This is a genomic window from Rhizobacter sp. Root1238, assembly GCF_001425825.1.
Classification (GTDB): Bacteria; Pseudomonadota; Gammaproteobacteria; order Burkholderiales; family Burkholderiaceae_C; genus Rhizobacter.
The window spans coordinates 13290-30573 of record NZ_LMDM01000030.1 but is presented as its reverse complement, the minus strand read 5'-3'; the positions used below and the strand labels follow the sequence as shown (position 1 = coordinate 30573).

Sequence of the window (17284 nt, the reverse complement as noted above, 5' to 3'; positions counted from 1 at the left end):
CCCGAGACCCCGGATGAGCGCGATGCAACGCCCGTACAACTTCTCCGCCGGCCCGGCCGCCTTGCCCGAAGCGGTGCTGCAGCAGGCTGCCGCCGAAATGCTCGACTGGCACGGCTCGGGCATGAGCGTGATGGAGATGAGCCACCGCGGGCGCGAGTTCGCGAGCATCTACGAGCAGGCCGAAGCCGACCTGCGCGAGCTGCTGGCGGTGCCGTCCAACTTCCGCATCCTGTTCATGCAGGGCGGCGGGCTGGCCGAGAACGCGATCGTGCCGATGAACCTGTCGCGCGGCGGCGTGGTCGACGTCGTGATCACCGGCGCGTGGTCGCAGAAGTCGTACAAGGAAGCGCAGCGCTATGCGCAGCCGCGCATTGCCGCCAGCAACGCCGACAACCAGCACACCCGCATCCCCGCGCCCGAGACCTGGTCGCTGAGCCCCGACGCGAGCTACGTGCACGCGTGCACCAACGAGACCATCCACGGCGTCGAGCTGCACACGCTGCCCGACCTGGCGGCGCTGGGCTCGAAGGCGCCGCTGGTGATCGATTGCTCGTCGCACATCCTGTCGCGCGCGATCGACTGGTCGCGCGTCGGCCTGGCCTTCGCCGGCGCGCAGAAGAACGTCGGCCCGGCCGGCTTGACGCTGGTCTTCGTGCGCGACGACCTGCTCGGCCACGCGCTGCCGATCTGCCCGAGCGCGTTCGACTACAAGACCGTGGCCGACAACGGCTCGATGTACAACACGCCGCCCACCTACTCGATCTACATCGCCGGGTTGGTGTTCCAGTGGCTGAAGGCGCAGCGCGAAGGCGCGGCCGCCGGCGTCGCCGCGATGGAGCAGCGCTCGATCGCGAAGGCCGGGCTGCTGTACGGCTACCTCGACGATTCCGGGTTCTACCTGTCGCGGGTCGACCGCGGCAGCCGCTCGCGGATGAACGTGCCCTTCTTCCTGCGCGACGAATCGCTGAACGACGCCTTCCTGGCCGGCGCGAAAGAGCGCGGGCTGCTGCAGCTGAAGGGCCACAAGAGCGTCGGCGGCATGCGCGCCAGCCTGTACAACGCGATGCCGCTGGCCGGCGTGCAGGCACTGGTGGCGTACATGCGAGAATTCGCCGCGCGCCATGGCTGACCCGACACCCGCCCCCCACCCTGACCTGCTGGCCCTTCGCACCCAGATCGACCGCGTCGACCGAGAGCTGCTGGGCCTGCTGAACCAGCGCGCGCAGCTTGCGCTGCATGTCGGCGAGCTGAAGAAGAAGGAAGGCTCGGTCGCGTTCCGCCCCGAGCGCGAGGCGCAGGTCATCGACGGCCTGAAGCAGACCAACACCGGGCCGCTGGCCAGCGACAGCGTCGCGCCGATCTGGCGCGAGATCATGTCGGCCTGCCGCGCCCTCGAGACGCCGACCCGCGTCGCCTACCTCGGCCCGTCGGGCACCTTCAGCGAACTCGCGGTGCTCGGCTTCTTCGGCTCGTCGATCGTCAAGGTGCCGTGCGCCAACTTCGACGAGGTGTTCCACGCGGTCAGCGCCGGCTCGGCCGATTTCGGCGTGGTGCCGGTCGAGAATTCGACCGAAGGCGTGGTCACGCGCTCGCTCGACCTGTTCCTGACGACGCCGCTGTTCATCATCGGCGAGACCAGCCTGTTCGTGCGGCACAACCTGCTGCGCCGCGAGAACTCGCTCGAGCACCTGACCGCCGTCTGCGCGCACCCGCAGGCACTGGCGCAGTGCCACGGCTGGCTCAGCAACCACCTGCCGAACGTCGAGCGCCGCCCGGTCGCGAGCAATGCCGAAGGCGCGCGCATGGCGCAGCAGGACCCGACGGTCGCCGCCATCGCGAGCGAACGCGCGGCCAGCGAGTTCGGCCTGCACATCGTCGCGCCGGCGATCCAGGACGACGCGCACAACCGCACCCGCTTCACGGTGCTCGCGCACCCGCACCAGCATCCGCAGCCCAAGGCGTCCGGCCACGACTGCACCAGCCTGATCGTCTCGGTGGCCAACAAGCCCGGCGCGGTGCACGACATGCTGGTGCCGCTGAAGCGCCACGGGGTCTCGATGACGCGTTTCGAATCCCGCCCCGCGCGGTCCGGCCAGTGGGAGTACTACTTCTACGTCGACCTGCAGGGCCACCCCGACGAGCCCCACGTCGCGGCCGCATTGAGCGAGCTGCGCGAGGTGTGCGCTTTCTTCAAGGTGCTCGGCACCTACCCCATCGACGTCCATTGACCATGTTCAACCAACTCGGCGTGATCGGTGTCGGCCTGATGGGCGGCTCGTTCGCACTCGCCCTGAAGCGGGCCGGGCTGGTCAAGCGCGTGGTCGGCTACAGCAAGTCGCCGTCCACCACCGAACGCGCCCGCAAGATGGGCGTGATCGACGTGGCCGCCGAATCGGCGCTGCTCGCGGTGTCGGGCTCCGACATCGTGCTGATGGCGGTGCCGGTGTCGGCCACCGAAGCCACCTTCAAGGCGATCCGCCACCTGGTGGAGCCGCACGTGCTGTTCATGGACGTCGGCTCGACCAAGCGCGATGTGGTCGACGCCGCGCGCCGCGTGCTGAAGGAGCGTGCCAGCGCCTTCGTGCCGGCACACCCGATCGCCGGCAAGGAAGTGGCCGGCGTCGCGCATGCCGACGCGTCGCTGTACACCGGGCGGCAGGTCATCATCACGCCGCTGCCCCAGACCTCGCCCGAGCTGGTGCAGAAGGCCACCGACGTCTGGTCGGCGATCGGTGCGCAGGTGCTGCGCATGACGGCCGAGAACCACGACGCCGCGTTCGCCGCCGTCAGCCACCTGCCGCACATGCTGGCCTTCGCCTTCTTCAGCTCGGTCGCGAAGCAGCCGGCGGGCAAGGACTTCCTGTCGCTGGCCGGCCCGGGTTTCCGCGATTTCACGCGCATCGCCGCGAGCGACCCCGAGGTCTGGCGCGACATCCTGATGTCCAACCGCGAAGAGATCCTGAAGCAGTCGATGCGCTTCCGGCACACGCTGGATGCGCTCGAGCACGTCATCAAGACCGGCAATGCGGAAGCGCTCGAAGGGCTGATCCGCAATGCGTCCGAAGCGCGCTCCGGCTGGCAGATGGGTGCGGGCAAGCCCAGCTCGTCGCGCTGAGTTCGTGTTGAATTCCTGACACCCGCGGCGCACGGCGCCGCTCCTGGTCGCCCACCGCCGATGTTCACGACTCCGTTCCTCGACCTCCCGCCCCTTGCGTCCGCCGAGGGCAGCGTCCGCCTGCCCGGCTCGAAGAGCATCTCCAACCGCGTGCTGCTGCTGGCCGGGCTCAGCGCCGGCACGACGGTCGTGCACGACCTGCTGGATTCCGACGACACCCGGGTGATGCTGGCCGCGCTGCGCGACCTGGGCTGCGGCGTCGACGCGGACGGCAGCGCCTGGCGCATCACCGGGCTCGGAGGCCGGCTCGCGACGCGCGAGGCGAGCCTGTTCCTCGGCAACGCCGGCACCGCGATGCGCCCGCTCACCGCCGCACTGGCGGTGCTGGCCGCGACGCAGAACGGCCGCTTCGAGCTGCGTGGCGTGCCGCGCATGCACGAGCGCCCGATCGGCGACCTGGTCGACGCGCTGCGCCAGCTGGGCTGCAACATCACCTCGCTCGGGCAAGAGGGCTTCCCGCCGCTGCGGCTCGCGGCCGCCGACACGCGGCTGAACACGGCGCAACCGATCCGCGTGCGCGGCGACGTCTCCAGCCAGTTCCTGACCGCGCTGCTGCTGGCCTTGCCGCTGGTGTCGGCCGAGCATGCGGTGACGGTCGAGGTCGACGGCGAGCTGATCTCCAAGCCCTACGTCGACATCACGCTGAACCTGCTGGCCCGCTTCGGCATCCAGGTGCAGCGCGACGGCTGGCAGCGCTTCGTCATCCCGCAGGCCAGCGCCTACCGGTCGCCGGGCAGCATCCACGTCGAGGGCGATGCGTCGTCGGCGTCGTACTTCGTCGCGCTGGGCGCGATCGCGGCCTTCGACGGGCGCGCGCTGCGCATCGAAGGCGTCGGCGACGACTCGATCCAGGGCGACCTCCGCTTCATCGACGCCGCCCGCGCGATGGGCGCCGACGTGCGCAGCGGTCCGGGCTGGCTCGAGGTGCGCCGCGGCGCGTGGCCGCTGAAGGCGATCACGCTGGACTGCAACCACATTCCCGACGCGGCGATGACGCTGGCGGTGATGGCGCTGTACGCGACCGGCACCACCCGGCTCGACAACATCGCCAGCTGGCGCGTGAAAGAAACCGACCGCATCGCCGCGATGGCGACCGAGCTGCGCAAGCTGGGCGCCACGGTCGTCGAAGGGCCCGACTTCATCGAGGTGAGCCCGCCGGCCACCTGGCGCGCCGCGGCCATCCACACCTACGACGACCACCGGGTGGCGATGTGCTTCTCGCTGGCGGCGTTCAACCCGCTCACGACGTCGGCGGATGCCGCACCGGCAGCCCGCGGCGTGCCGGTGCGCATCCTCGACCCGCGCTGCGTCGCGAAGACCTTCCCGGACTACTTCGAGACGCTGTTCGGCGTCGCGCAGCCCGGCCCGGCCGGCGTGCCGGTCATCACGATCGACGGGCCGACCGCCTCCGGCAAGGGCACGCTGGCGAGCGCGGTCGCGCAGGCGCTCGGCTACCACTTCCTCGACTCCGGCGCGCTGTACCGGGCGACCGCGCTGTCGGCCCGCGAGGCCGGCATCGCCGACACCGACGAGCCCGGCCTCGCGAAGGTCGCCGCCGGGCTGCAGCTGGCCTTCCACGACCAGCGCATCTGGCTGGCCGGCCGCGATGTGAGCGACGACCTCCGCCAGGAGCACATCGGCGCGATGGCGTCGAAGGTGTCGGCCTGGCCGGCGGTCCGCCAGGCGCTGTACGAACTGCAGCTGTCGCACCGCCGCCTGCCCGGCCTGGTGGCCGACGGGCGCGACATGGGCACCGTGATCTTCCCCGGCGCCGACCTGAAGGTCTTTGTCGTCGCGAGCGCCGCGGTGCGGGCGGAACGGCGCCATAAGCAATTGATTTCTAAGGGAATTTCGACTAGTATCGATGACCTTCGAGCCGACCTTGAAGCGCGCGACGCCCGGGATCAGAACCGGGCGGTCTCGCCTTTGAAGCCGGCCGAGGGCGCGAAGGTGCTCGACAACTCGGCGCTGACCATCGACGAATGCGTCAAGGCGGTGCTGGATTGGTGGGCAAGTTCGCAAACCTTCGGTTGAAGCCGGCGCAAGCCGACCCCAACTGGATCGATCGGCCCGCTGCCTTCCCTCCTGCACCGCTCTCGCCTCAACGAGAGACCTGCGCCGAGGCAGCGGATCTTCAACCCAACCGCAACGCAAGTTGCACCCGGAAATCCACATGCCTCAAACCCAAACCGCCACCAACCAAGGCGGCGAATCCTTTGCCGCCCTGTTCGAAGAATCGCTGAAGCGCTCGGAAATGCGCAGTGGCGAGGTCATCACCGCCGAAGTGGTGCGTGTCGACTACAACTTCGTGGTGGTGAACGCAGGCCTCAAGTCCGAAGCCTACGTGCCCATTGAAGAATTCAAGAACGACCAGGGCGAGCTCGAAGTCCAGGTCGGCGATTTCGTGTCGGTGGCCATCGACGCGATCGAGAACGGCTACGGCGACACCATCCTGTCGCGCGACAAGGCCAAGCGCCTGGCGTCGTGGCTGTCGCTGGAGAACTCGCTGGAATCCGGCGAATTCGTGACCGGCACCGTCAACGGCAAGGTCAAGGGCGGCCTGACCGTCCTCGTGAACGGCATCCGTGCCTTCCTGCCCGGTTCGCTGCTCGACACGCGCCCGGTCAAGGACATGAGCCCGTTCGAGGGCAAGACCATGGAGTTCAAGGTCATCAAGCTCGACCGCAAGCGCAACAACGTCGTGTTGTCGCGCCGTGCCGTGGTCGAAGCCTCGATGGGCGAAGAGCGCGCGAAGCTGCTCGAAACCCTGTCCGAAGGCGCGATCGTCAACGGCGTGGTCAAGAACATCACCGAATACGGTGCGTTCGTCGACCTGGGCGGCATCGACGGCCTGCTGCACATCACCGACATGGCCTGGCGCCGTGTCCGCCACCCGAGCGAAGTCGTTCAGGTCGGCCAGGAACTGCAAGCCAAGGTCCTCAAGTTCGACGCCGAGAAGAACCGCGTCTCGCTGGGCATCAAGCAACTGGGCGACGACCCGTGGCACGGTGTCTCGCGCCGCTACCCGAACGGCACGCGCCTGTTCGGCAAGATCACGAACATCGCCGACTACGGCGCGTTCGTCGAGATCGAGCCGGGCATCGAAGGCCTGGTGCACGTCTCCGAAATGGACTGGACCAACAAGAACGTCGCCCCCAGCAAGATCGTCTCGCTGGGCGACGAGGTCGAAGTCATGGTCCTCGAGATCGACGAAGACAAGCGCCGCATCAGCCTGGGCATGAAGCAGTGCAAGGCCAACCCGTGGGAAGAGTTCTCGACCACGGTGCAGCGCGGCGACAAGGTCAAGGGCCCCGTCAAGTCGATCACCGACTTCGGCGTGTTCGTCGGCCTGGCTGCCGGCATCGACGGCCTGGTGCACCTGTCCGACCTGTCGTGGAACGAGCCGGGCGAAGCCGCGGTCCGCAACTACAAGAAGGGCCAGGAAGTCGAAGCCGTCGTGCTGGCCGTCGATGTGGAGCGCGAGCGCATTTCGCTGGGCATCAAGCAACTCGATTCCGACCCGTTCACGAGCTACACCTCGGTCAACGACCGCGGCATGACCGTCAACGGCAAGGTCAAGACGGTTGATGCCCGCGGCGCCGAGATCCAGCTCAACGACGACGTCACCGGTTACCTGCGCGCTTCCGAAATCAGCCGCGACCGCGTCGAAGACGCGCGCAACGTGCTGAAGGAAGGCGACGAAGTCTCGGCCGTGATCATCAACATCGACCGCAAGACGCGCTCGATCCAGTTGTCGATCAAGGCCAAGGACAACGCCGACCAGCAAGAAGCGATGCAGCGCCTGTCGTCGACGAACGAGCGCGAGACCGCCGGTACCACCAGCCTGGGCGCCCTGCTGCGCGCCAAGCTGGACAACCAGAACAACGGTTGATTCCGTCGTTCCACTGACCGACCCTGAGGATCAACAGGACCCATGACGCGTTCCGATCTCGTGACCAGGCTGGCAGAGCAGTTCAGCCAGCTGACGCATCGCGACACCGAGTTCGCCGTCAAGACCATCCTGGATGCGATGTCCGATGCGCTCGCGCGCGGGCACCGCATCGAGATCCGCGGGTTCGGCAGCTTCTCGATCAACCGCCGCCCGCCGCGGGTGGGGCGCAATCCCCGCTCCGGCGAGCAGGTGGTGATCCCCGAGAAGCTCGTTCCGCATTTCAAACCCGGCAAGGCCTTGCGCGAAGCCGTCGACGAGCAGGTTCCGCTCGAAGACGACCAGCCGATGGCGATCACGCCGCTGACGGGTACCTGAGCGTCCTGCTCTCTCTGCGCGCAGCCGACCTAGAATCGTCGGCTACATGATGCGCATCGCCGTCTGGCTCTTCCGAGCCTTCATCTTCTTCAGCCTGTTCGCCTTCGCGCTGAACAACCAGCACGATGCCAACGTGCACTGGTTCTTCGGCCAGGAATGGCATGCCCCGATGGTGTTCGTCGTGCTGGGCGCTTTCGCGTTCGGCTGCGCCTTCGGCGTGCTCGCGATGGTGCCGAGCTGGTGGCGCAACCGCCGCCTCGCGCAGCGCCGCCTGCGCCGTCGCGGCGACCACCCCGAACTGCTCGACAGCGCGTTGTCGCCGTCGTCCGAGCTCCCCACCCGAACCGATTCCCACCCCCCGCGCGATGGACTTTGACTACCAGTGGTTCCTGCTCGGCCTGCCGGTCGCGTTCGCCCTCGGCTGGCTCGGCTCGCGCCTCGACCTGCGCCAATGGAAGCGCGAGCAGCGCGATTCGCCGAAGGCCTACTTCAAGGGCCTGAGCCTGTTGCTGAACGAGCAGCAGGACAAGGCGATCGACGCCTTCATCGAGGCCGTGCAGCAGGACCCGGACACCTCCGACCTGCACTTCGCGCTCGGCAACCTGTTCCGCCGCCGCGGCGAATACGAGCGCGCGGTGCGCGTGCACCAGCACCTGCTGAACCGCGCCGACCTGCCGCGCGCCGACCGCGAGCGCGCCCAGCATGCGCTGGCACAGGATTTCATGAAGGCCGGGCTGTTCGACCGCGCCGAAGAGGCCTACAAGGCGCTCGAAGGCACCGCCTTCGACACCGAGGCCCGCCTCGCGCTGCTGACGCTGCACGAGCGCTCGCGCAACTGGCGCTCGGCGGTCGAGGTGGCCCAGAAGCTCGAACGCAGCGGCACCGGCTCGTTCGCGTCGCGCATCGCGCACTACTGGTGCGAGCTGGCCATCGATGCCGATGCGCGCCAGCAGCAGGCCGACGGCGACGACGCGTTGCGCCGGGCCCGCAGTGCGGCCCCACAGGCGGCGCGCCCGATGGTGCTGGCCGGCCAGCGCGCGTTGGCGCGCGGCGCTCATGCCGAGGTCATGCAGGCCTGGGGCGAACTGATGACGACGCACCCGGTGGCCTTCAACCTGATCGCCCGAGACTACGCGAACAGTGCGCTCGCCGCCGGCGACGCCGCCGGCGCGCTGGAGCGGCTGCGCGCGTTGTACGGCCGCGCGCCGACGATGGACCTGCTGGCCGCGATCACGCTGCTCGACCCCGGTGCCGCGGTACAGCGCAGCCGCCTGCTGGCGCACCTGCAGACGCAGCCGAGCCTGTCGGCCGCGCAGGAGCTGCTGCGGCTGAGCGCCGGCGACACGCTCAGCAGCGACGAGACGCAAGGCCTGCGCGAGGCCATCGGCCGCGCCGCGAAGCCGCTGCAGCGTTACCGCTGCGCCGCCTGCGGCTTCGAGGCACAGCACTATTTCTGGCAATGCCCGGGCTGCCTGAGCTGGGACACCTACCCGCCGCAACGCCTGGAGGACTTGTGATGACGGCTTCGATCGATCACGATCGCCTGTCGCGCGCCCGCGTGCTGATCGTCGGCGATGCGATGCTCGACCGCTACTGGTTCGGCGCGGTCGACCGCATCTCGCCGGAAGCGCCGGTGCCGGTCGTGCGCGTGACGCGCGAGGAAGAACGCCTGGGCGGTGCGGCCAACGTCGCGCTGAACGTCAAGACGCTGGGCGCGCAGGCGACGCTGCTGACGGTGGTCGGCAACGACGAGCCGGCGCAGAAGCTGCAGCGGCTGCTCGAGCAGCAGGGCGTCAACACGGTGCTCGGCCACGACCCGCAGCTCTACACCATCGTCAAGCTGCGCGTGATCGGCCGCTCGCAGCAGCTGATCCGCGTCGATTTCGAGAACCAGCCCGACCACGAGGTGCTGACCGCGATGCTCGGCGACTACGAACGCGAGCTGGCCCGCCACGACGCGGTGCTGTTCTCCGACTACGGCAAGGGCGGGCTGACGCACATCCCGCGCATGATCGAGCTGGCGCGGGCCGCCGGCAAGCCGGTGCTGGTCGACCCGAAGGGCAGCGACTACAGCCGCTACGCCGGCGCGACGGTGATCACACCGAACCGCGCCGAGCTGGCGCAGGTGATCGGCGCCTGGGGCAGCGAAGCGCAGTTGCACGAGCGCGCGCAGGCCCTGCGCCGTGCGCACGGGCTGTCGGCGCTGATGCTGACCCGTTCCGAAGAAGGCATGTCGCTGTTCGACGAGGTCGACGGTGCCGACGGCCACACCCGCGTGCCGGCGCAGGCGCGCGAGGTGTTCGACGTCACCGGTGCCGGCGACACCGTGATCGCGACGCTGGCCGCGATGCTCGCGTGCGGCGTCAACCTGCGCGAGGCCATGCCGATCGCCAACCGCGCTGGCGGCATCGTCGTCGGCAAGTTCGGCACGGCCAGCGTCAGCTACGAGGAGTTGTTCGAATGAAAGTGGTTGTCACGGGCGCGGCCGGCATGATCGGCAGCAACATCGTCCACGGGCTCAACGCGCAGGGCATCGACGACGTGATCGCCGTCGACGACCTGACCGACGGCCCGAAGTACCGCAACCTGCTGGGCGCGAAGCTCAGCGACTACTTCGACAAGAGCGAGTTCTACAAGCGTTTCGCGAACGGCGACTTCGGCAAGGTCGACGCGGTGCTGCACCAGGGCGCGTGCTCCGACACGATGGAGCACGACGGGCGCTTCATGCTCGACACCAACTACCGGTGCTCGAAGGACCTGCTCGACGCCTGCCAGGCGCAGGGCACGCGGCTGCTGTATGCATCGTCGGCGGCCACCTATGGCGGCAGCGACAGCTTCCGCGAAGAACCGGCGTTCGAGCGGCCGCTCAACGTGTATGGCTACTCGAAGCTGCTGTTCGACAACGTCGTACGCCGCATGCTGCCGCACAACCGCAGCCAGGTGGCGGGCTTCCGCTACTTCAACGTCTACGGCCCGCGCGAGCAGCACAAGGGCCGCATGGCCTCGGTGGCCTTCCACCATTTCAACCAGTTCCGCGAGACCGGCAAGGTCAAGCTGTTCGGCGAATACGGCGGCTATGCGCCAGGCGAGCAGAACCGCGACTTCGTGTTCGTCGACGACGTGGTCGCGGTGAACCTGTGGTTCCTGCAGCACCCCGGCCAGAGCGGCATCTTCAACCTGGGCACCGGCCGCGCGCAGCCGTTCAACGACGTCGCCGAGGCCACCGTCAACGCATCGCGCGCGCTGAAGGGCGAGCCGGCGCTGCCGCTGGCCGAGCTGGTCGCGAAGGGCTTCATCGAGTACATCGAGTTTCCGCAGGCGCTGGTCGGCAAGTACCAAAGCCATACCCAGGCTGACCTGTCGAGACTGCGCGCAACAGGTTGCGACCTTGCGTTCACCGATGTGGCCGGTGGTGTGAAGCGCTACGTCGACTGGCTCGCAACGACCCGCTAGAAAGGTGCATCTGTACCGGTCGAGGCCGGTCAACGTTCCTGGGAAAGGCCTCGTTAGGCCGCGGAGTTGTCAACCGGCAATTCATCAACCTTCCAGGAGAGGATCACCATGTTCAAGAAGACCATCATCGCCACGTTGCTGGCGTTGTTCTCGGCAGTCGCGTTTGCGGCCGGCGTCGACATCAACAAGGCGACGCAGGCCGAACTCGAAGCGGTCAAGGGCATTGGCCCGGCGATGGCCACGCGCATGCTGACCGAGCGCAAGAAGGGTGAGTTCAAGGACTGGACCGACGTGATGGGCCGCGTGAAGGGAGTCAAGGACCACCAGGCCGCGAAGCTGTCCGATGCTGGCCTGACGGTCAACGGCGGGGCCTACAAGGCTGCGGCTGGCGCTGTCGCCAAGGACACGAAGAAGTAGTCACCGCACCGGGTCATGAGCCCGGTTGCTGCAACGCCTCGCGGTATCGCGGGGCGTTTTCGTTTTGTGCGCGCAGGTTGCGGCTGGGGGCCTGAGCGGGCGGCTCATGCCGGGGCGGTCGGCCCTGGCGGGCCGACTTCACGAAGAAGATCGGCTCCGGGGGTGCATCGCCAAACTCCCGCCGCTCGCTACGCTCGCTGTGGTCAAACAGTGGCGATGAGTCAGTCTACGAAGCGCGCTGACGCGCGCCACCCCCAAAGCCGATCTTCTCCGTCGCCCCAGAAATCGCCACCCGCCCAGGCCCCCAGCCGCAACCTGCGAACCGAGTGTGTTCGTCAACCCTCATTTGTTCGCTTGTCACCGCCCAAGGAGCACGGCGGTTCGCAAAAGGCGCGGGTGGGGAGGCTGTGGCGCGCCAATAAGGAGGGGGCGCCGGAGCTGGCTGGCTTCATGGCCCGCGTGCGCAGCACGCTTCGTGGACTGACTGTCGCCGACTGTTTGACCACAGCGAACGAAGTGAGCGGAGGGAGTTTCGGCGACGGGCCATGAAGCCAGTCAGCGGAGGGAAGTCATCGCCCCCACGGGGCGATGACCGCCCCCGACGGCGCGCCACAGCCTCCCCACCCGCGCCTTCGTCACCCACCGCCGAACGACGGGCAGCCTCACTCAACAAGCCAGCCGAAGAAGCGCGCGACTTCCTCCCGCCGCTTCAGCGTATCGGCAACGCCCAGGGCAACGAGTTCACGGGTGTAAGGCGCCTCGAACAGCAGGTAGCTCGCCAACGCCGCCCCCCGCGTGTCGACGCCCCGCCCCGACACCCCCACGCCGCGCAGCAGCGCGCGCACCGGCGCCGGCAGGCTCGCCAGGTGCTTGGCCGCGAGGTCGTCCAGCCGCTCGCTCGGCGCGATCACCAGCACGTCGATCGGCCGCAGGCTGGTGCGAGCCAAGGCCTCGGGCGGCAGCAGCGACAGCGTGTTGTTGACCCGCTGCAGCCGCTCCACGTCCACCGCCAGCGCATCCAGAAAAATGTTCGACAGCGCATGGCCGGCGATCTGCGCGATGTTCGGGTACTCGCCGTTCACCCGACGGCGCCCCGGCGGTTCGTGCATGCGGCCGGCACCGACCACCAGGATGCGGCTCGCGCCCAGGTGCACCGCCGGCGAGATCGGCGCCGATTGCCGCATCGAACCGTCGCCGAAGTACTCGACCATGCCCTCGAAGTTCAGCGGCACGGCCGGGAACACGAACGGGATCGCGGCCGAGGCCAGCAGGTGCGGCACCGTGATCGCATCGCGCACCGCGACACGCTGCGAGCGCGTCCACGGCACGATGTCCTGCACCGAATCGTAGAAGGTCACATGCGTGCCCGAGCTGTAGCTCGACGCAGTGACCGCCAGCGCCTGCAGGTGCCCGGCCGTCATCAGTTCGCGCAGCCGGCCCACTGACACCATCTGCGTCAGCAGCGCCTCGAGCGGCGAGTTGTCGAGCAGCGAGCGCGGCCGCGCACGGCGCCAGCGCGCGATCACCCAGCCGATCGACATCATCGTCAGCCAGCGCGCGCCGGTGCGGATCACGCCGAACGAATCGGAGCGGTACACCTGCTCGGCGCGGAAGTTCTCCCACACCGAGCACAGCGCCGCGACCGCGGCGTCGAAATCGTCGCAGTGGCTGGCCAGCGCGGCCGCATTGATCGCGCCGGCCGAGGTGCCGGTGATCACGGGAAAGGGATTGCTGCGGTCGTCAGGCGAGACCTCGCGGCGGATCTGCGCAAGGGCTTTCAGGACGCCGACCTGGTAGGCGGCACGGGCGCCGCCTCCGGTGAGGATCAGGCCCGTCGTGGGTGGTGGCGGCATGGGGCCCGAGTGTAGTCAGGCCGCGCGCACCGGCGGATCGGGTTCAGCCCGCAGCCGCCGGCCCCCCACCGATCTCAGCGGCCGCGACGGTCATCGTGGTCGTGGTCGTCGTGCCGGTCATGCTTGTCGTGTCCGCGGCCATGGCCCCGGCCGCGGTCGTCGTGGCGATCGTGGTCATGTTCGTGCTCACGGCGCCAGTGCTCCTGGTACCAGTCTTCGCGCACGAAGTAGACCGGCTGGCCGCAGGCCGCGTACTGGCCGCAATAGCGGCCCCAGTTCTTCTGGTGGCCCGGCGGCACGCGCAGGTAGATCGGACGGCGCTCGACGACCACCGTCGGGGGCTGCTGGATGATGATCGGCTGCGGGTTGATGACGACCGGCGGCGGCGCATTGCCGATGTCGATGCGGCCATAGACGCCGGGCTGGTTGACGCTGACCGACACGCCGACGTTGGTGCCCGCATACGCGGACACGCCGGCGGCAACCAGGGCGATGAGGGTGATGGCTTGCTTCATGAACATCTCCTGCGAGTGGCTTCGCGCTGATGATGACGTCAAAACGTTTCCGCGGCGTTGAGAGCCGACTCACGAACAGACAACTGGTGACTATTCGTAAACAACATTCGCCCGGCCGTGTGCGCTTTCGAGCCAGCGGGCCAGCGCCGCATCGCTCGGAAAGAAGCGCCCTTCCTCGCCCAGGTCGAGCTCGCCGATGGCCGCGTCGCGCTGCACCACCAGCCGCACCGCCAGGCCCTGCGTCGTCGTGCCCTGGTCGGTCTGCACGCGGCGGCTCGGGAAGTCGCGCAGCACCTCGGCCACCGGCGGCACGCTGCCGTTGACCTCGACCCGCAGGTACTTGCCGAAGCGGCAGCGCGCGGTCGCCAGGTCCCACACCTGCTGCACGTTCAGCCGCATGCCGCCGGAGAAGCGGTCGGGCTGCACCTTGCCGGAGACGATGATCAGTTCGTCGTCCTTCAGCAGGTCCTTGTTGGCGTTCAGCAATTCTTCATTCGCCACCGCCTCGATCGCCTCGCTCTTGTCGTCGAGCTTGAAGATCGCGACGCGACCGCGCTGGCCGTTGATCACGCGCAGGTCGCCGACGATGCCGGCCAGCATCTGCGGCTCGCGGCTGTCGATCACGTCGGCGATCTTGCGCTTCGCGAAGCGCCGCACCTCGTCGCCGCTCTGGTCGAACAGGTGGCCCGACAGGTAGAAGCCGAGCGCGACCTTCTCGAAGCTGAGCCGCTCCTTGATGCTCCACGGCGGCACCTGCACCAGCTCGGGCTCCTGTGTCGATGCCGCATGGGAATCCCCGAAGTCGAACAGCCCGCCCTGGTCCGCATGCGCCGCCTGCGTGTCGGCGTACTCGAAGGCCAGCCCGATGCTCGCGACCAGCAGCGAACGCTCCGGGTGCAGCAGGTCGAACGCGCCGGCCTTGATCAACGCCTCGACAGTGCGCTTGTTGATGCGGCTGCGGTCGACCCGCGCGCAGAAGTCGAACAGGCTCTTGAACGGACCGCCGTCCGTACGCGCCTGCACGATCGCCTCGATCGCGCTCTGGCCGGTGCCCTTGATCGCGCCCAGGCCGTAGCGCACCACGTCGTCGGCCACCGGCTCGAAGCGGTGGGTGCCGGTGTTGATGTTCGGCGGCTCGAAGGTGATGCCCAGCATCACCGCGTCGTCGTGGAAGATCTTGAGCTTGTCGGTGTCGTCCAGCGCGACGCTCATGTTGGCCGCGGTGAACTCGGCCAGGTAGTGCACCTTCAGCCAGGCCGTGTGGTACGCGAGCAGGGCGTAGGCGGCGGCGTGCGACTTGTTGAAGCCGTAGCCCGCGAACTTCTCCATCAGGTCGAAGATCTCGTTGGCCAGCGGCTCGGCGATGCCGTTGCCGGCCGCGCCTTCGGCGAAGGTCGCGCGGTGCTTGACCATCTCCTCGAGCTTCTTCTTGCCCATCGCGCGGCGAAGCAGGTCGGCGCCGCCGAGCGAGTAGCCGCCCAGGCGCTGGGCGACCTGCATCACCTGCTCCTGGTAGACCATGATCCCGTAGGTCTCTTCCAGCACCTCCTTCATCAGCGGGTGCGGGTACTCCACTTCCTCGCGGCCGTGCTTGCGCGCGCAGAAGCTCGGGATCAGGTCCATCGGGCCCGGGCGGTACAGCGCCACCAGCGCGATGATGTCCTCGAAGACGCTCGGCTTCGCGTCCTTCAGCATGCGCTGCATGCCCGACGATTCCAGCTGGAACACCGCGACCGTCTTGCCCTCGCTCATCAGCTGGTAGGCACCGCGGTCGTTCAGCGGGATCTTGTCGAATGCGAAATCCTTGCGCGCCGGATGGCGCGCGACGATGAAATCCTTCGCCATCTCCAGGATGGTCAGCGTCGCGAGGCCCAGGAAGTCGAACTTCACCAGGCCGATCGCCTCGACGTCGTCCTTGTCGAACTGGCTGACCGCGTTGTTGCTGCCGGGCTGCATGTACAGCGGGCAGAAGTCGGTGATCTTGCCGGGCGCGATCAGCACGCCGCCGGCATGCATGCCGATGTTGCGCACCATGCCTTCGACACGCTCGGCCAGCGCGAGCAGCTCGGCCACTTCTTCCTCGTTCTTCTCGCGCTCCTCGATCTCGGGCGCCTCGGTGCGCGCGTAGATGATGCCGCTGTCGGGCTTGTCGCCGGGGCGCTTCAGCGTGACGGTCTTGCCGGGCGGTGCCGGCACCAGCTTCGCGATGCCGTCGACGTGGCCGTAGCCCATGCCGAGCACGCGGCCGACGTCGCGCAGCGCGGCCTTGGCCGCCATGGTGCCGAAGGTCGCGATCTGGCTGACGGCCTCGCGGCCGTACTTGTCCTTCACGTAGTCGATGACGCGGTCGCGGTTGCCCTGGCAGAAGTCGATGTCGAAGTCGGGCATCGACACCCGCTCCGGGTTCAGGAAGCGCTCGAACAGCAGGTTGTAGCGCAGCGGGTCGAGGTCGGTGATCTTCAGCGCGTAGGCCACCAGCGAGCCGGCGCCCGAGCCGCGGCCCGGGCCGACCGGGCAGCCGTTGTTCTTGGCCCAGATGATGAAGTCGGCCACGATCAGGAAGTAGCCGGGGAAGCCCATCTTCAGGATCGTGTTGATCTCGAAGTCGAGGCGCTCGATGTAGCGCGGCATCTCGCGTTCGCGATCGGCTTCGTTCGGGTACAGGTGGAGCATCCGCTCCTTCAGGCCTTCGTGCGACGCGTAGCGGAAGTAGGCCTCGGGCAGCATGCGCTCGCCGTGGACCTCGGGCGTCGGGAAATCGGGCAGCTGCGGCTTGCCCAGCACCAGCGTCAGGCTGCAGCGCTTCGCGATCTCGACGCTGTTGGCCAGCGCGCTCGGCAGGTCGGCGAACAACGCCTCCATCTGCGCCTGCGACTTGAAGTACTGCTCGCGCGTGAAGCGCTTGACGCGGCGCGGGTTGGTCAGCGTCTCGCCTTCGGCGATGCAGGTGCGGGCCTCGTGCGCCTCGAAATCGTCCGGCGTCTGGAACTGCACCGGGTGGGTCGCCACCACCGGCAGGCGCAGCGCGGCGGCCAGCGGCACCGCGGCGCGCACATGGGCCTCGTTGGTCGGCTGGCCGGCGCGCTGCAGCTCCAGGTAGAAGCGCTTGTCGAAAATGGCCGCGAGCTTCTGCGCCGCGGCGGTGGCGCGCGCGGTGTCCTGCGCCATCAGCGCCTGGCCGATCGAGCCCATCTCGGCGCCCGACAGCGCGATCAGCCCGCCGTTCAGTTCCTGCAGCCACTCGAGCTTGTGCCAGGCCTGCGCGCGCTGCGCGTTCAGCACCCAGCCGCGCGACAGCAGCTCGCACAGGTTGTGATACCCCGCCGCGCTCTGCACCAGCAGCAGCAGGCGGCTCGGATTCTTCTCACCGACGCTGGCATCGGGTTCGAGCCAGATGTCGGCGCCGACGATCGGCTGCACGCCCTTCTTGCGGGCCGCGCTGTAGAACTTGACCGCGCCGAACAGGTTCGACAGGTCGGTGATCGCGAGCGCCGGCTGGTGGTCTTGCGCTGCTGCATCCACCAGCTCGTCGATCCGGAGGGTGCCATCGACGACGGAGAACTCGGTGTGGGTGCGCAGGTGAATGAAGGCCATCCGGGCATTT

At 68.3% G+C, this 17284-nt stretch carries 14 protein-coding genes; 11 read left to right on the top strand and 3 right to left on the bottom strand.

Translation table 11 applies throughout. The features are described from left to right. The first annotated feature begins 22 nt into the window (after positions 1–22). From serC to ASC98_RS20750, 11 genes are all read left to right on the top strand, one after another. Positions 23–1129 carry a 3-phosphoserine/phosphohydroxythreonine transaminase gene (gene serC / locus ASC98_RS20800; RefSeq protein ID WP_056812697.1) on the top strand — a complete coding sequence of 369 codons (1107 nt, stop codon included), beginning with the start codon at positions 23–25 and terminating at the stop codon, positions 1127–1129. Next, complete coding sequence (gene pheA / locus ASC98_RS20795) at positions 1122–2228, top strand: prephenate dehydratase (protein WP_056812553.1); 1107 nt, start codon at positions 1122–1124, stop codon at positions 2226–2228. Before serC ends, pheA begins: the two co-directional genes overlap by 8 nt. Positions 2229–2230: 2 nt before the next feature. After that, the gene (locus ASC98_RS20790; protein ID WP_056812556.1) at positions 2231–3115 is read left to right on the top strand and encodes a prephenate dehydrogenase/arogenate dehydrogenase family protein; all 885 of its coding nucleotides are present in this window, start codon (positions 2231–2233) and stop codon (positions 3113–3115) included. A gap of 60 nt (positions 3116–3175) precedes the next feature. Next, a complete protein-coding gene (locus ASC98_RS20785) occupies positions 3176–5209 on the top strand; it encodes a bifunctional 3-phosphoshikimate 1-carboxyvinyltransferase/cytidylate kinase (protein WP_056812561.1) in 2034 nt (677 codons plus the stop codon). 139 nt (positions 5210–5348) lie between these two features. After that, positions 5349–7067: a 30S ribosomal protein S1 gene (rpsA, locus tag ASC98_RS20780; RefSeq protein WP_056812563.1), complete on the top strand. Its 1719-nt coding sequence runs from the start codon at positions 5349–5351 to the stop codon at positions 7065–7067. A 42-nt stretch (positions 7068–7109) separates the two neighbouring features. Then, on the top strand, positions 7110–7442 hold the full coding sequence (locus tag ASC98_RS20775) for an integration host factor subunit beta (RefSeq protein ID WP_056812566.1): 333 nt from the start codon (positions 7110–7112) through the stop codon (positions 7440–7442). A 46-nt stretch (positions 7443–7488) separates the two neighbouring features. After that, on the top strand, positions 7489–7818 hold the full coding sequence (locus ASC98_RS20770) for a lipopolysaccharide assembly LapA domain-containing protein (protein WP_369820464.1): 330 nt from the start codon (positions 7489–7491) through the stop codon (positions 7816–7818). After that, positions 7808–8959, top strand: coding sequence for a lipopolysaccharide assembly protein LapB (gene lapB / locus ASC98_RS20765; RefSeq protein ID WP_056812568.1), 1152 nt, complete (start codon positions 7808–7810; stop codon positions 8957–8959). The genes ASC98_RS20770 and lapB overlap by 11 nt, the downstream gene beginning before the upstream one ends. Beyond that, positions 8959–9906, top strand: coding sequence for a D-glycero-beta-D-manno-heptose-7-phosphate kinase (gene rfaE1 / locus ASC98_RS20760; RefSeq protein ID WP_056812571.1), 948 nt, complete (start codon positions 8959–8961; stop codon positions 9904–9906). Before lapB ends, rfaE1 begins: the two co-directional genes overlap by 1 nt. Further along, entirely contained in the window at positions 9903–10895 is a 993-nt protein-coding gene (gene rfaD, locus ASC98_RS20755; protein ID WP_056812574.1) for an ADP-glyceromanno-heptose 6-epimerase, read from the top strand. The genes rfaE1 and rfaD overlap by 4 nt, the downstream gene beginning before the upstream one ends. A gap of 108 nt (positions 10896–11003) precedes the next feature. After that, positions 11004–11312, top strand: coding sequence for a DUF655 domain-containing protein (locus ASC98_RS20750; RefSeq protein WP_056812577.1), 309 nt, complete (start codon positions 11004–11006; stop codon positions 11310–11312). Positions 11313–11974: 662 nt separating this feature from the next. Here ASC98_RS20750 and ASC98_RS20745 read toward each other — a convergent pair. The 3 genes from ASC98_RS20745 to dnaE all read right to left on the bottom strand — a co-directional run bounded on the left by ASC98_RS20745 (position 11975) and on the right by dnaE (position 17274). Then, positions 11975–13165, bottom strand: a complete 1191-nt coding sequence (locus tag ASC98_RS20745) for a patatin-like phospholipase family protein (protein ID WP_056812580.1) — start codon at positions 13163–13165, stop codon at positions 11975–11977. Positions 13166–13239: 74 nt separating this feature from the next. After that, positions 13240–13680: a hypothetical protein gene (locus tag ASC98_RS20740; RefSeq protein ID WP_056812704.1), complete on the bottom strand. Its 441-nt coding sequence runs from the start codon at positions 13678–13680 to the stop codon at positions 13240–13242. A gap of 90 nt (positions 13681–13770) precedes the next feature. Beyond that, on the bottom strand, positions 13771–17274 hold the full coding sequence (gene dnaE / locus ASC98_RS20735; RefSeq protein WP_056812583.1) for a DNA polymerase III subunit alpha: 3504 nt from the start codon (positions 17272–17274) through the stop codon (positions 13771–13773). Positions 17275–17284: the final 10 nt, after the last annotated feature.